Source organism: Acinetobacter sp. 102 (genome assembly GCF_037028485.1).
Classification (GTDB): Bacteria; Pseudomonadota; Gammaproteobacteria; order Pseudomonadales; family Moraxellaceae; genus Acinetobacter; species Acinetobacter higginsii.
This window is the reverse complement of record NZ_JAZEZK010000009.1, coordinates 25,898-41,584: the sequence shown is the minus strand read 5'-3', so window position 1 is coordinate 41,584 and position 15,687 is coordinate 25,898. Positions and strand designations below refer to the sequence as shown.

13 protein-coding genes are annotated in these 15,687 nt (G+C 43.0%); 3 read left to right on the top strand and 10 right to left on the bottom strand.

Going from position 1 to position 15,687, the window contains the following annotated elements:
* Positions 1-14: 14 nt before the first annotated feature.
* Positions 15-482 (bottom strand): Lrp/AsnC family transcriptional regulator, encoded by a 468-nt coding sequence (locus tag WA352_RS10540; RefSeq protein ID WP_336142541.1) that lies wholly within the window; start codon positions 480-482, stop codon positions 15-17.
* Positions 483-602: 120 nt separating this feature from the next.
* Here WA352_RS10540 and WA352_RS10535 point away from each other — a divergent pair, with 120 nt between their 5' ends.
* Complete coding sequence (locus WA352_RS10535) at positions 603-1,463, top strand: EamA family transporter (RefSeq protein WP_336142539.1); 861 nt, start codon at positions 603-605, stop codon at positions 1,461-1,463.
* 33 nt (positions 1,464-1,496) lie between these two features.
* On the opposite strand, the gene WA352_RS10530 is transcribed toward WA352_RS10535, so the two are convergent.
* The 3 genes from WA352_RS10530 to WA352_RS10520 form a co-directional block, all read right to left on the bottom strand.
* Positions 1,497-2,888, bottom strand: coding sequence for an amino acid permease (locus tag WA352_RS10530; RefSeq protein ID WP_336142538.1), 1,392 nt, complete (start codon positions 2,886-2,888; stop codon positions 1,497-1,499).
* A gap of 101 nt (positions 2,889-2,989) precedes the next feature.
* Complete coding sequence (locus WA352_RS10525) at positions 2,990-4,552, bottom strand: CoA-acylating methylmalonate-semialdehyde dehydrogenase (protein ID WP_336142537.1); 1,563 nt, start codon at positions 4,550-4,552, stop codon at positions 2,990-2,992.
* A gap of 61 nt (positions 4,553-4,613) precedes the next feature.
* Positions 4,614-5,996 carry an aspartate aminotransferase family protein gene (locus WA352_RS10520; RefSeq protein ID WP_336142536.1) on the bottom strand — a complete coding sequence of 461 codons (1,383 nt, stop codon included), beginning with the start codon at positions 5,994-5,996 and terminating at the stop codon, positions 4,614-4,616.
* A gap of 96 nt (positions 5,997-6,092) precedes the next feature.
* Here WA352_RS10520 and WA352_RS10515 point away from each other — a divergent pair, with 96 nt between their 5' ends.
* The gene (locus WA352_RS10515) at positions 6,093-7,013 is read left to right on the top strand and encodes a LysR family transcriptional regulator (RefSeq protein ID WP_171548406.1); all 921 of its coding nucleotides are present in this window, start codon (positions 6,093-6,095) and stop codon (positions 7,011-7,013) included.
* Between the two features lie 68 nt (positions 7,014-7,081).
* Here WA352_RS10515 and WA352_RS10510 read toward each other — a convergent pair whose 3' ends face one another.
* From WA352_RS10510 to WA352_RS10485, 6 genes are all read right to left on the bottom strand, one after another.
* Positions 7,082-8,449, bottom strand: a complete 1,368-nt coding sequence (locus tag WA352_RS10510; protein ID WP_336142532.1) for an MFS transporter — start codon at positions 8,447-8,449, stop codon at positions 7,082-7,084.
* A 90-nt stretch (positions 8,450-8,539) separates the two neighbouring features.
* Complete coding sequence (locus tag WA352_RS10505; protein WP_336142530.1) at positions 8,540-9,826, bottom strand: DcaP family trimeric outer membrane transporter; 1,287 nt, start codon at positions 9,824-9,826, stop codon at positions 8,540-8,542.
* 250 nt (positions 9,827-10,076) lie between these two features.
* A complete protein-coding gene (locus tag WA352_RS10500) occupies positions 10,077-10,817 on the bottom strand; it encodes an SAM-dependent methyltransferase (protein ID WP_336142528.1) in 741 nt (246 codons plus the stop codon).
* A 23-nt stretch (positions 10,818-10,840) separates the two neighbouring features.
* Positions 10,841-11,833, bottom strand: a complete 993-nt coding sequence (gene bioB / locus WA352_RS10495; RefSeq protein WP_336142527.1) for a biotin synthase BioB — start codon at positions 11,831-11,833, stop codon at positions 10,841-10,843.
* Between the two features lie 87 nt (positions 11,834-11,920).
* Positions 11,921-13,615: an AMP-binding protein gene (locus WA352_RS10490; RefSeq protein WP_336142525.1), complete on the bottom strand. Its 1,695-nt coding sequence runs from the start codon at positions 13,613-13,615 to the stop codon at positions 11,921-11,923.
* Positions 13,616-13,728: 113 nt separating this feature from the next.
* Positions 13,729-14,346, bottom strand: a complete 618-nt coding sequence (locus tag WA352_RS10485; protein ID WP_004652888.1) for a TetR/AcrR family transcriptional regulator — start codon at positions 14,344-14,346, stop codon at positions 13,729-13,731.
* Between the two features lie 148 nt (positions 14,347-14,494).
* Here WA352_RS10485 and WA352_RS10480 point away from each other — a divergent pair, with 148 nt between their 5' ends.
* Positions 14,495-15,667, top strand: a complete 1,173-nt coding sequence (locus WA352_RS10480) for an isovaleryl-CoA dehydrogenase (RefSeq protein ID WP_016163257.1) — start codon at positions 14,495-14,497, stop codon at positions 15,665-15,667.
* Positions 15,668-15,687 lie beyond the last annotated feature (20 nt).

Sequence of the window (15,687 nt, the reverse complement as noted above, 5' to 3'; positions counted from 1 at the left end):
CAGTTTAATCTGAACTAAAAACAAAGATCTAAACTGACTTTGACCCGATCTAAAACGATTAAGGTCCGATAGGTTTTTACATCTTGATTATCGGCAAAATGCTTTCTGACTAAGGCTTCAAAATGAGATAGGTTATTGGAGAGCATAATCATGATAAAAGACACCCCGCCATTGACGAAATAACATTGCTGAATCTCGTCTACACTAGCAAAGTATTGCTTGGCCCGATCCATCACCACGGAACGATCCTCGCTTAAACGGACTTCAATGATCGATGTCACCTTCTCTCCAAATCGCTTTGGATTCAGTACCGCACAATTCTTTTCAATAATGGCTTCCTGTTCCATTCGAACAATACGCCGTTGTACCGATGCCTGAGATAGACCAATCTGTTCCGAAATCTGCCGATGTGAAGTTTTATTGTCCTGCTGCAATATTCTTAAAATTGCATAATCAAAGTGATCGAGTGAAAGTTCTGCCATGAATTAATTCCTCATTTTTCTTCGATAATAGAGTGAATAACCCACAGACTTCAATCAATAAGCGCAATTTAATCATCCTTCAAGAACTAAAATCTCATGATCAAGCTCTAGGTCATCGACATGCGTGCGTCTGTTCAGAATAAACAAGAATTTGCTTTGGCTGCAGCATGCCTATCACTTGCCTCGGTACAAATTGGGGCTGCGATTGCAAAAATTCTATTTCCGATCTTTGGTGCTGAAGGAGTTGCCCTGATTCGTTTAAGTTTCTCGGCACTATTGTTATGGATGATTTTCAAACCTTGGCGTAGCTTGCATTCCCAGATGGATTGGAAAAACCTGATCATTTATGGGCTGATTCTGAGTTTAATGAATCTTTTGATCTATAAGGCATTTTCCCATTTGTCGATTGGTATTGCCATTTCAATTGAAGTCTTGGGTCCACTCACCGTTGCCATTATCATGTCAAAACAGAAACAGGATTTACTCTGGGGTATCTTGTCATTTATGGGTCTGATGTTATTACCTTTGGGTAGTGCCAATCAGAATTTCAGTTATATCGGCATGTTTTATGCGCTTGCCGCAGCATTCTGTTGGGGCATGTATATCATTTACGGTACTAAAGTCGCCAAAGGCGGCAGCAATACGGTGGCGATAGGCATGTTGGTAGCAACTCTATTTGCGCTACCCTTTGGCATCTCTGATCTGAATCAGCTGTTCCATTCTTATTGGATTTTGCTGCTCTGTGTTTTGGTATCGCTACTTTCCAGTACCATTCCATTTTTGCTAGATATTTTTGCAATGAAAAAACTCGAACCGAAAGTATTTGGAATTTTACTAAGTGCCTCTCCTGCGGTCAGTGCCCTTGCTGGTTGGCTGATCTTAAAAGAACATCTCAACCCGTATCAAATCACGGGCATTGCCATCATCATGCTCTCGTGTGCGGGTTGCTCCTATTTCTCCTATAAAAATAATAAGGCCTAAACTTCAACGCATAGGCCTTGTCATGCTGTTCGATCAGTCTAGGTGCAACGCTACTGTTCGACTACTTTTCTTCTTTCGGGTCACGATCAGTCCACAGATCACGACAATGAAGGTTACGCTCAAAGATAAAGTGGTTTCATAGCTATATTGAGGTGACAGGAACATATAACCCAGTACACTCATAATCACCACAATCACAAACCAAGTCAGCCATGGAAATAACCACATTTTAAAAGGCACAGCAGCCCCAACTTTGTCTAATTGAGTACGCAAACGGAGCTGTGATACCGCAATCACCAAGTAAACCACCAATGCAATCGAACCTGTGGTTGACAGCAGAAATCCAAATACTTGTCCAGGAAATAAATAATTGACTGCACAACAAATCAATCCAATCAATGTCGAAGCAAATACCGCGATGGTCGGGACACCAGCTGCATTAATTTTGGTGACCATTTGGGGTGCTTCTTGACGGGCACCCAATGCAAATAGCATACGAGAAGAGGTATAGACAGCCGCATTCATACAACTCGCCACGGCAATAAATACCACAGTATCCATAATTAACTTGGTTTGAGGAATATTCAAACTGACCAAGACATACTGAAAGGTGCCTAATTTTTGTAAGTCAGGTGAACGCCAATCGACCAAGGCAACCGCGAGGAAAATTGAAACCACGAAGAATAAGATAATCCGATACAGGACTAAATTGGTTGCCCGTTTGATTTTCTCTTCAGGATTTTTAGACTCCGCCGCAGCAATCGAAAGAATTTCAATGCCAAAGAAGGAAAATGCCGAGATCAAAATCGCAGATAGCACACCGCCCATACCATGTGGCATAAAGCCGCCATTTGAAAAAAGATTGCCCACACCACTGACATCTTTGGCTAAAGGCCACAGTCCAAATACGGCAGATGCACCAATCACAATAAATACAAGTATCGCAATCACTTTAATCAGCGCAAACCAAAACTCAAACTCGCCAAAACTTTTGGTGCTAAAGAAGTTGGCTAAACTCAGTAAGATAATAAATGCAAAGGCATAAATGGCACTGGATACCTGTGGAAACCAAGCATGCAGAATTTCGGCACCTGCAATGGCTTCAATTGGAATCACCAAAACCCAGAACCACCAATACAGCCAGCCCACACTAAAACCTGCCCAAGGACCAATTGCTTTACGGGCATACGTTGAAAATGAACCTGTGTCAGGCTGTGCAACGGCCATTTCACCGAGCATACGCATGACTAAAAAAACCAGAATACTGGTAATAATATAAGCTAGTACAGCAGCGGGACCTGCTTTGGCAATTGCAGCGGATGAACCGACAAATAAACCTGCACCAATCACACCACCAATACTGATCATAGTGACATGGCGGTTCGAAAGTCCTTCACCTAATTTTGTTGTTTTTGCGCTATTCATATTTTATTCCTTAAAAATACGTCTTAAAAAACCGTTAATTACATGTTTAAATTCCTATAAAAATAAAAAGGGAAAACCAATGGTCTCCCCTTGAGCAAAAATTAATTTAAAGTTGGCATGGCAAATTGTTTCGCCTCACGAATCTGTGCGGATGGCCAACGTTGGGTGATGGTTTTACGGCGGGTATAGAAACGCACGCCATCTGGCCCATAGGCATATAAATCACCAAACAGTGAACGCTTCCAGCCGCCAAAACTGTGATAGGCAACAGGTACAGGTAATGGCACATTGATCCCGACCATGCCCACTTCGATATTATTGCTAAAATAACGCGCCGCTTCGCCATCGCGAGTATAAATACAGGTGCCATTGCCATATTCATGGTCATTGATCAACTGCATGGCTTCTTGCATGCTCTCGACACGGATCACCTGTAATACAGGCCCAAAAATTTCTTGCTGATAGCTGGTCATCTCTGCTGAAATTTGATCAATCAGGGTCGGCCCGACAAAGAATCCATGTTCATAACCGACAGGTTTGGCGTCACGTCCATCCACCACAATTTTAGCACCTTGTTGCTCTGCACTTTGGATATAAGCTTGTACCTTCTGTTTATGTGCTTGCGAAATGAGCGGTCCAAAGTCATTACTGGCATCGGCATAATGACCAAACTTCAATTGCTGCATTTCTTGTTTGAGCTTGGCAATCACCACATCGGCCACTTCATCGCCAATGGCCACCGCAACAGACAAGGCCATACAACGCTCACCCGATGAACCAAAGGCTGCACCTAATAAGGAGGTCACCACATTATCAATATCGGCATCGGGCATAATAATGGCGTGGTTTTTTGCACCACCTAAGGCCTGACAGCGTTTTCCTGTCGAGGTGGCAGTCCGATAAATATATTCTGCAATTGGCGTTGACCCCACAAAACTGATGGCTTGGATTTTGGGATGATGCAGTAAAGCATCGACGGCTTCTTTATCACCATTGACCACATTAAACACGCCATCTGGCAAGCCCGCCTGTTTAAGTAACTCAGCCAAATAGAGTGCGGCTGAAGGAGCCTTTTCCGAAGGCTTTAAAATAAAGCAATTGCCACACACAATCGCCATCGGGAACATCCACAACGGCACCATTGCAGGGAAATTAAAAGGGGTAATCCCTGCAACCACACCTAAAGGTTGAAACTCACTCCAAGAATCAATATCTGGACCAACATTCTTAGAATATTCGCCTTTTAAAAACTCAGGTGCACCACAGGCATATTCCACATTTTCAATGCCACGCTGCAATTCACCTTTGGCATCATGGCAAATCTTGCCATGCTCTTGCCCGATCAATTCACACAGGGTTTCAGCATTTTCTTCAAGTAATTGTTTGAACTTAAACATCACCCGCGCCCGTTTGATCACGGGTGTATCGCGCCATGCAGGGAATGCCTGTTCTGCAACCTGCACCACCTGATTCACTAGCGCTGTATCCGCCAATGCCACTTCTTTGCTGATCTCACCGGTTGCAGGATTATAGACCGCTTGTTTTCGACTGGATTTGGTGACCAAACCACCTTGAATAAAATGCCCAATCAATTGAGGGGTTGAGGCTGGAGCTGAATCCGTATTGCTGAACGCATTGGCATTAAAATGTTCTAAATTATTCATCTGTATTCCTTGTCTCTGTATCTTATTTTCCGTTTGCTTTTGGCGGGTACTCAGCCAAGCTTTATTTCACTTGATAAAGGGTTTCACCTACAGCATTGATCAAGCCTGATAATTGCGCTTCGGTGCTGTTAAACATTGGACCAAATTGAATGGTGTCTCCGCCAAAACGCACATAGAAACCGGCTTTCCACAACTTCATACCGATTTCAAATCCACGAATGGTGGTATCTCCATCTCGTGGCGCAAGCTGTAGCGCCCCAATCAAACCGCAATTGCGAATATCAATCACATTCGGTACACCTTTTAATTCATGAATCAGTTTTTCAAAACTTGGAGCCAAAGCCGCAGATTGAGTAATCAGATTTTGATTTTCCAATACATCTAAAGTGGCTAAAGCAGCCGCACAGGCAACGGGGTGCCCTGAATAGGTATAGCCGTGGGTAAATTCAACCGCATGTTCAGGCAAGTCTTGTTGCATAAAGGCATCATAGATTTCGCGACTTGCGACAACGCCGCCTAATGGAATGGCACCATTGGTAATTTGTTTGGCAAAAGTCAGCAGATCAGGTATTACATCGAAATATTCTGCTGCTGTCCATGTGCCCATACGGCCAAAGCCCGTAATTACTTCATCAAAGATCAGCAGGATATTGTGTTGATCACAGATTTCTCGCAGGCGTTTTAAATAACCTGTCGGTGGCACAATACAACCCGCCGAACCAGAAACAGGTTCAACAATCACTGCGGCAATATTCGATGCATCATGTAGCTCAATCAACTTGAGCATTTCATCAGCCAGCTCAATTCCACCCGTTTCGGCACAACCTTTGCTAAAACTCAGATGCGGTTGCAAGGTATGCGGTAAATGATCTACATCCATCAATTGACCAAACATTTTACGATTGCCACCAATACCGCCCAGACTGGTGCCTGCCACGTTGACACCATGGTAGCCACGTGCCCGTCCAATCAATTTGGTTTTGCTCGGTTGACCTTTAATCCGCCAATAAGCTCTTGCCATTTTGATCGCAGTATCTGCTGACTCAGAGCCAGAATCGGTAAAAAATACATGCTGTAGCTTTTCAGGCATGTGCTGCACAATTTTTTCAGCCAATTGAAAAGATAATGGGTGTCCGAATTGAAATGCAGGTGAATAATCCAGTTTTGCCAATTGACGAGTTACGGCTTGCTGGATTTCAGGCAAGCTATGCCCCGCACCGCAGGTCCACAAACCTGACAATGAGTCATAAATCTCACGTCCTGTACTGTCAATCAAAGACGAACCTTTGGCAGCCACGATAATGCGTGGGTCTTGATGAAAGTTACGATTGGCGGTAAACGGCATCCAATGTGCTTGATAATTTAACTTTATAGCAACGTCTGACGGACTAGCTTCCAATGCATCATCACGGTCATTTGTGGTGTCGATATCAAACATAATCACTCTTCTTGTTTTGGGTTTATGTTTGGAGTGTACAGCGCGTTATAGTTTTGATAAATTCAAATTGTCTTGAGTTTAGATATAAAAAAGCAAAACTAAATGAAGCCTAAAAAATTAAATCAAGTGACTGATTTTGATATAAAACTGCTCAAAATTTTTAAAACGGTGTGTGACTGCCACAGCTTTAGCGCTGCGGAAAGTCTACTTGGCATCAGTCGTTCTGCGATTAGTCTGCATATGAGTGATCTGGAAAATCGGCTCGGAATTCGGCTGTGTCAAAGAGGTCGAGCGGGCTTTGCCCTGACCGATGATGGTCGTGAAATTCTGGAATATATTGAAGTGTTGAATGCTTCGATTGAAGACTTTCGAGCCAAAATCAATCAAATGCATAATCAACTCAAAGGTGAATTTAATATTGGGATTATTAATAATTTAGTCACCATGCCTAGCGCCTATATCACCAATACCCTTGCGCTATTGGCGGATGAAAATCCAGAAGTGGTGATTAACATCAGTATGAGTACCTTGTCCGATATTGAATGTCGTGTCTTGGACAATCGCTTACATGCAGGTGCAATCCCTTTGGTCACGCCATTATCTGGCTTAGATTATTTTGATTTATATAGCGAAAAGTCTTTGCTCTACTGTGGTAAAAATCACCCGCTATTTCAACATTTAGGTGACATACAAACAGCGGACTTAAAACAGTGGCATGCGGTATTGCCCAATTATGCAACGACAGCAGAGGCAACAAAATTACATCAACTTCTGGATTGTTCAGCAACCGCCAGTGACCGTGAAGGGATCGCATTTCTGATCTTAACCGGAAAATTTCTCGGTTTTTTACCTGATCATTATGCAAGGAAATGGGTGCAAGATGGTTTTATGCAGCCTATTTTACAGGACGTGATGCATTACAGTACCCCGATCTGTCTGATCACCCATAAAGGCAAAAACTACAATATGATTTTAAAAACCTTTATGGATATCCTGAAAACCAGAATCATGCCGTTGACTTAAGCAAAGGCAGAATACAAAAGTCGATGCGTTGGGCGCATCGACTTTGTTTTATCAATCAGGATGCATTGCTATGCTTCACCTGTTTCAGCGATGTTTGTCGCTGGATTGACTGTGCTTTTACTTCCACTGTCTGACTCATGCCGTTTCAGCACCAGCACCGCAAAAATTGCAATAATCGCAGGGATGGCAATCATCACAAAGTTCAGCTTATGCGGTAGACCTAAGGTCAGCAGCATCCCTGTTAGAATCGGCCCGACAATAGCACCAATTCGACCAACTGCAGATGCACAACCAATCCCTGTCGAGCGCACACTCAATGGATAGAATTGCGCTACATAACTATAAAGTAAGATGGATGTACCAATAGTTGCAGCACCCGCAATCGTCACCAAACCATATAAAATATAGGCTGGCGAGTTATAACCTAGTCCGACCAAGGCAAAGACTCCTGCCACAAACATGGTTAAAATCACAGGCTTTAAGTGGAATTTATCTGACAGTATCCCACCAAAAATTGCCCCAAGCATGGCCCCGACATTCAAAGCCAATAGGAATAAGATACTTTTACCCAAAGAATAGCCTGCTGCCAGCATCAGTTTTGGCAACCAACTACTCAATGCATAAACCATCAACAAGCACATAAAGAATAATAGCCAGAACATCAGCGTACTTAAAGCACGACCATGTTGAAATAAAGCTTTGGCAGAACTGCCTGTATCCAGATGATCGTCATTCAAGCATAAGCGTGTCTCACTGCTTAATGCCTGCTCTGGTGCAATTTTTTGAATGATGGCATGGGCTTGTTCAGTCTTACCGCTTTTCACTAAAAAGGTCAGTGACTCAGGTAAGAACTTCCATAAAATCGGTAACAACAATAATGGAATACCTGCGATCAAGAACATGATTTGCCAGCCTTGGCTTTCGACTAAATAACTGCCCAACAATGCCGAAATAATTCCACCAATGGCATAGCCACTAAACATGCTCCCAACCAAGGTACTACGTATCCGTTTCGGTGCGTATTCAGAGGTCAAAGCCACCAGATTCGGCATCACCCCGCCAATGCCTAAACCAGCTAAAAATCTTAAAATCCCAAACTCAAAAGGCGTCGATGCAAATGCACCCCAAAAGGTAAAACCACTAAAAAAAGTCACACAAATCAAGATCACATTTTTGCGACCGATTTTATCTGCCAGCGCCCCGAATAGCATGGCTCCAAACATCATTCCACATAAAGCAGTACTGGCCAACATACCCGCCTGCACTGCTGTCAGTGACCACTCCTGCATCAATACGGGTAAAACCACACCATAAATAACCAGGTCATAACCATCAAAAATAATAATCAATAAGCACCAAAGCAAAATGCTCCAGTGAAAAGGCGTAAATTTTGCTTGGTCAATAATTGCATTGACATTCAACGTCGATGTTGCCATTTAATCATCTCCTCTATGAGATAAATTCTTGTTCATTTTTAAAACGACATACTGCACCCTAAAGAAAAAACAGATTATTCAAGGTCTTACTTAAAAGTCATAACTCGCCATCATATTGAAGCGGTTATCGATCCCGTTACTGCCGTCAAAGGTTTCACGCTCACCATAGACATATTCCACCCCCAAGGTGATGGGTTTATACGGGTTGTACATGGCATTGATCCAGCCCTGCCAAAGTTCCTTGTTTTGAGTTGCATTATTTTTTTGAATTTCAGCGAAAGTATTGTCATCCTTGGCTTTCATATAGCCGTAGCCCAAGGTTGAGCGAAGCTTCGAATTAAACTGATGGGTCAGACCGGCAGAAATGGTATCGAATTCATTGCTCTGAATATGATTTTTATCATCAATTACATAGCTGTTATTGGTCCAAAGCAGGAAGCGGCCATCACCTTTAACATGGTAATAATCGGCTTTTAAGAAAGTTTGTGGTGTCAGCTGATATTTACCGCCGAGCCCTACACCCCATGCCCATTCCTCATCATTGCTGGTTTTTTTCTCGGCCATAAAAGTACGACCTGACAACAGTGAACCATTGGCAAATTTATGGTTCAACCGCCCAACTAAAGCAGGCAAACGCATTTCATTATCAGGGTCAGAGGTTGCGGTATATTTAGGATCTTCAATCGCGACAGCAAAACTGGTATTGGCCGATAAATTATCGCTATAACGTACCAAAGGTGAACGTTGTAATGCCCCACCGACATAGGTTCCCGCATCAATGGTTTCTGGATAATATTCAGGTGCAATAAAGGTTGACCAAGTCTGACCGATCAACCATTTATCAAAGGTTAAATAGGCATGACGAATACGGAATTGATCACGTGTGCTGCCGCCAAAAAAATCCATTTCCAGCTTGCCACCAACATCACCTACAGTTGTAGGTGTTTTAAAATTTAAACCCAAACGGGTGACATTGACGGTTGAGTGCAAGCGGTCTTTTTGTTGAGCTTCCTCGGCAGTATGTTCCAGTGGTACGCCACTGATATTGTTATACATGGTCGATGCACCCTTGGCCTGATAAGAAGCATCGGCACGGAGATAACCATATAAATTGACTTCAGCCCCGCCTTTGCTGATATTCAGTTTTGGAGCTTGTGCTTCCGTCACCTGTGGCGCAGCAGCTACGGCAACTGGAGCTGTCGATTGTGTCTGAGCAGGTTGTTTTACATACTGTTGCAGCATGGCGCGCAACTCTTGAACTTCTTGTCTGAGTTGTGCAATTTCAGCACTCTCAGTTCCCGAATAAGCAGAGGACATGGCCGTTAAAACCGCCGTTGCCAATATGCTTTTTTGTACCGTTAAAATAAACTTTTTCATTAAAATCAATTTCCTTTTCGGCTGATCTTAAAACCCGGTTTAAGATCATTCTTTGTTTGTGTTTTTCCTTTGTCGCACAGATGTACCACATCACATTTTTTATTCTAAAAATTCAAACCATTGATTTATTTAAACTTCACCTCCTATCTAAGTGAGTAGCCACTTTTCTTAAAGACAACAGAACCTTGCAGCGGCAAGTTCAGCCACTGTTAAAAAACATCGGTTAGAAGCTAAAAATTAAGTTGCTGTTTTAATGTTGAATTCCTTGTTGAGTGAAAACAGCCTTGCCAGAAAGTTCCGAGGTCAAAATCTCCTCCTGTTTTTTCTGGGCAATCAGTCCCTGATAAGTTAAAACTTGGCTAAAGCAATGCACTTGTTGAAAACCAGTACTGCAAAGAAGTTGCCGATAGGCGTCAAAAGTGAGCGTGAAAAAGTCTTGTGCTAAACGCTCCATCATGGCATGGCTCTGCTCGGCACTCAGACCATTGCTCTGACACAGCAGTGGCAATGCTTTCAATTGTTGAGGTTCTTCACAGGCCATCAGGTCATAAGTCATGAGCAATCCATCCGCTTTTAATCGCTGTGATATTTCAGCAAAGAAACTCGGTTTAAGCGCATGCGGTACAAAATGTGCCACTAAAATTGACAAGGCCGCATCAAATTTTGGCTGTGTAGGCAATGCTGCTGTTTCGCCATGAATAAATTGCACCCGCTCGGACTGACCCAGTGCCTGAATGAGGGCTTGTGCTTTCTGCAACATACTCAAAGAAGGATCAACAGCCGTAAAAGTCCACGTCGGATGCCGTTTCAATAAATATTCAAGCTCATAGCCTGTGCCACAACCAACAATTAAAATCTGCGCGTCTGCACTTAAAGCGGATTGTAAAATCGCATCCACTTGTTGATGCATCAGCTCATAACCTGGAATCAGACGACGGATATGATCGTCATAGCGTTCCACTACTTTTTGACTATTAAAATCTTTCGCCATTTGATCCTCTATTTTTAAAAGCCTTAAACGGTCAGCATCGCATCAACGGATAACGGCTTTATAGAAGGTTTGCTCGCTTCGATACTTAAGCCCAATTTTTGAAATAAAGCGTGATCACGATTTTCACCCGCATTGGCAGTGGTTAACAGCTTTTCACCTGAGAAGATCGAATTGGCACCTGCCATAAATGCCAGAGCTTGATCTGAATCGGTTAATGCTTCACGGCCTGCGGAGAGTCGAATGTAACTTTGCGGCATGATTAATCGTGCCACCGCAATGGTCCGAATCCATTCAATCACATCCAGTTTCTCTACTTGAGCCAGTGGAGTCCCTTCTATCGGCACGAGCATATTGATCGGTACAGACTCGGGATGTAGCGGCAAAGTTGCTAACTCGTGTAAAAGACCAATCCGATCCTCTCGGCTTTCACCTAAACCGACAATCCCACCACTACAGACTTTCAAGCCTGCCTGACGAACATGGTCTAGTGTATCCAGTCGATCATCAAAAGTTCGGGTGCTGATAATGTGGGAATAATATTCCCGCGAGGTATCCAGATTATGGTTGTAATAATCCAGACCAGCCTCTTTTAAACGCTCCGCCTGAGAGGCATTCAACATACCCAACGTCATACAGGTTTCCAGTCCCAAAGCTTTGACTTCGCGTACCATGTCCAGTACATAAGGCATATCGCGCTCATGCGGATTGCGCCATGCAGCACCCATACAAAAACGAGATGCACCTGAGGCTTTGGACTTTTGTGCCTCTTGAATGACTTTCTCGACGGCAATGCGTTTTTTTGCTTCCAGTTTTGAATCATAACGCGCCGATTGCGAACAATACTTACAATCTTCTGGGCATTTACCAGTTTTAATAGACAGCAAAATACTGACCTGAATCGTATTCGCAGCAAAATATTGTCGGTGTAACTGTTGTGCCTGAAACAGCAAATCTAACAATGGCTGCTCATAAAAAGCCTGTATTTCTGCACGTGACCAATCATTTCTAATCTTCATTTATTGATCCTGACATCCTATGTTTAGAGAACAACCACGACATCAAAGCTCCTCCTCAGTTGCAAGACACAGAGGAGGAATACGGTTTTAATCAAATATTTCAGCAGTCAAATTCAGCTCTACCCGCATGATTTCCTGCAATTTAAATTTCTGAGCTTTTCCTGATGCTGTCATTGGGAACTCATCAAAAAACTTAACGTAACGTGGCACTTTATTATGTGAAATATGCTCTTTGCAAAAACTACGAATACTGTCTTCATTGCTTTGATGGTGCTCGTGTAAAATGATGCAGGCACAGAGCTCTTCACCATAACGCATGTCGGGTAAACCAATCACTTGCACATCACAGACATCGGGATGGGTATATAAAAAGTCTTCAATTTCTTTAGGAAACAGGTTTTCACCACCGCGAATGACGACATCTTTAATCCGACCTTTGATTTTGACAAAGCCCTCACTGTCCATTTCAGCAATATCACCCGTATGCATCCAGCCCGCTGTGTCGATGACTTCTTTGGTTTTTTCAGGCTCATCCCAATATCCCGCCATGACCGAATAACCACGTACGCAAAGTTCACCCAGTGTTCCTTGCGGCACAATTTCGCCTTCTAAATCGACAATTTTGACTTCCAAATGTGGATGAACATGCCCAACCGTACTAACGCGTTTATCAATTGAATCATCAATATAACTCTGCACACTAACTGGAGAGGTTTCAGTCATGCCATAACAGATGGTGATTTCGGACATATGCATACGGTCAATCACACGCTGCATAATTTCTCTCGGACATGGACTGCCTGCCATAATGCCCGTTCTTAAACTGCTCAAATCAAATTCGGCAAATTGCTCATGTTCCAAAATGGCAATAAACATGGTCGGCACACCATAGGCTGCCGTACATTTTTCCTGCTCAATGGTTTTTAAGGTTTCTAATGGATTAAAGACTGAAGCAGGATAAACCATGGTTGCACCATGAGTAATACAGGCCAGATTGCCCATCACCATGCCAAAACAATGGAATAAAGGCACCGAGATACAGACTCGATCTTGGGGGGTTAAACCAATGCCTTCACCGACAAAATAGCCATTATTCAGGATGTTATGATGCGTCAACATGGTCCCTTTCGGATTGCCTGTTGTGCCTGAGGTAAATTGGATATTAATGGTTTCATCAAACTGCAACTGCTTGGCTAAGCGTTGTAATTCATCGAGCTGAGATTGATTTGGGACGTCGAGTAAATCGCTAAAACGATGAATACCGGTGTGCTGCTGCTCATCAATTTTAATGACATATTTTAAATGCGGTAACCGCGCTGCATTCAATACCTTATCGAGGCTGGATGCGAGTTCAGGTGCAATCTTAGTCAACAATTCTTGATAATCTGTGGTCTTAAATTGTGAGGCAATAATCAAGCCTTTGCAGGAGACTTTATTGAGTACATATTCCAGTTCATGACTTTTATAAGCAGTATTTAGATTCACCAAAATAATGCCTGCTTTAAATGCGGCAAATTGAGTCACGGTCCATTCCACACAATTCGGCGACCAGATCGCCAAGCGATCGCCTTTTTTCAAACCCAGCTTGAGCAGACTACAGGCAAATGCATTCACTTCATGCTGTAGTTCTTTGTAGCTTAAGCGTCGGTTCTGATGTGAACTGACAATCGCCTCTTGCTCAGCATATTGCTGGCAGACTTGATCAAATTTATCTCCAATCGTCATCCCCAACAGGGGCTGCGAGCTGGTTCCAGAGGCATAGCTTAACCGTACATGTTGCATTGAATCATTCTCCTTGATTCTTTTTTAATTCTGTTCTTACCTGATCTAATTGTTGTAACTGCAACTACTCTTCAAACTGCCTGTTGTTGTGATGTTAAACCGTTTTGTCTGCCCTACTTTTTCTGTACTGCATCCACACAAAAATCAGCAATCTGTTTGGAAAAATAGTCTTTGTGCGCATGATCAAACTTGGTATTTTGTGCTGGATCCAACGGTTCAACCACCACATAGGTCATTGCCCCGACCACACACATGGCTGTTGTGTTTAAGTCATCCAGAACAAACTCGCCACTTGCATTTCCATCTGCAAGGATTTTTTTAATACTTTGTTTAATCAACTGCTTTACCCGAAAACGCTCATGTTCAACAGTTGAATCCACTGGTTCAAACATGAGTGCATATGCCAGCTGCGGACTGTTCAAGGCCCGTTTTACAAAGGTCGCGACTGCCTTGTGCAATTTTTGTTGTGCGGTCAGATCACTTTCTGTGATGGCATCAATCACCAACAGTTCGGTATTGATGGCTTCTGACAAGACCTCAATTAACACCTGACTTTTATTGTCAAAGTAGCGATACACCAGACCACTTGAGACCCCTGCTTGCTCAGCAATGGTTTGTATCTGTGCGTCTTTGAACCCTCCCTCTGAAATTAATTTTCTGGCTGAACTCAAAATCGATTTACGATTTTGCTCCATCCGCTCCTGCATTAAAGTTGATCGTTTATAGCTCATAAATTTTATTCTCTAACAAATAAAGTGAATTGTAAATCATTTTATGAATCACTATTCACTTTTTTAAAAATTCATTGTAAGGTAGTTCCTAAGCACACACAACAACGCTTAATGGAACAACAAATATAATCACTGGGATGACAACATAATGAACCTACGTAGCTTGAACTTTGGTCTGGATGAAACGTTAATTGCTCTACAAGATTCAGTTGCTGCATTTTGTGCAAAGGAAATTGCACCTATTGCACAACAAGTCGATCAGGACAATGTATTCCCTGCCCATCTCTGGAAAAAATTTGGAGATATGGGATTGATGGGCTTAACCGTTTCTGAAGAATATGGCGGCACCAATCTAGGCTATCTAGCACATATCATCGTGTTGCAAGAAATTTCACGTGCATCCGCCTCTATTGGTCTTTCTTACGGTGCGCATTCTAACTTGTGTATTAACCAGATCAACCGTAATGGCAGTGAGCAACAAAAGCAGAAATATTTACCCAAGCTGATTTCAGGTGACTTTGTCGGTGCTTTGGCGATGTCTGAACCCAATGCAGGTTCGGATGTGGTCAGTATGAAACTACGTGCTGAACAAAAAGGCGATCACTTTGTTCTCAATGGTTCAAAAATGTGGATCACCAATGGCGGTGATGCTGATGTACTGGTGGTGTATGCCAAAACAGATCCACATGCTGGTGCCAAAGGCATGACTGCCTTCCTGATCGAAAAAGACATGCCTGGCTTTAGTCATGGTAAGCATTTAGACAAACTCGGGATGCGTGGCTCTAATACCTATCCACTATTTTTTGACAATGTAGAAGTGCCTGCTGAAAACGTACTTGGTGGCGTTGGCAACGGTGCCAAAGTACTGATGAGCGGTCTGGATTATGAGCGTGCGGTGCTCAGCGCTGGCCCACTCGGGATTATGGATGCCTGTCTGGATGTGGTGATTCCCTACCTGCATGAACGTGAACAATTTGGGCAAGCTTTGGGTGAATTTCAATTGATGCAAGGCAAACTGGCGGATATGTATTCCACTTGGTTGGCTTGTAAAGCCTTAGTTTATGCGGTTGGTGCGGCCTGTGACAAAGCCGACCATGACCGTAGCTTACGCAAAGATGCAGCCAGTGCGATTTTATATGCAGCAGAAAAAGCCACATGGATGGCAGGTGAAACCATTCAAACTCTCGGTGGTAATGGTTATATCAATGAATTTTCGGCTGGTCGTTTATGGCGTGATGCCAAACTTTATGAAATTGGTGCAGGAACTTCGGAAATTCGCCGCATGCTGATCGGCCGCGAACTGTTTAATGAAACCAAATAATAACCATAATTCAGGATGCA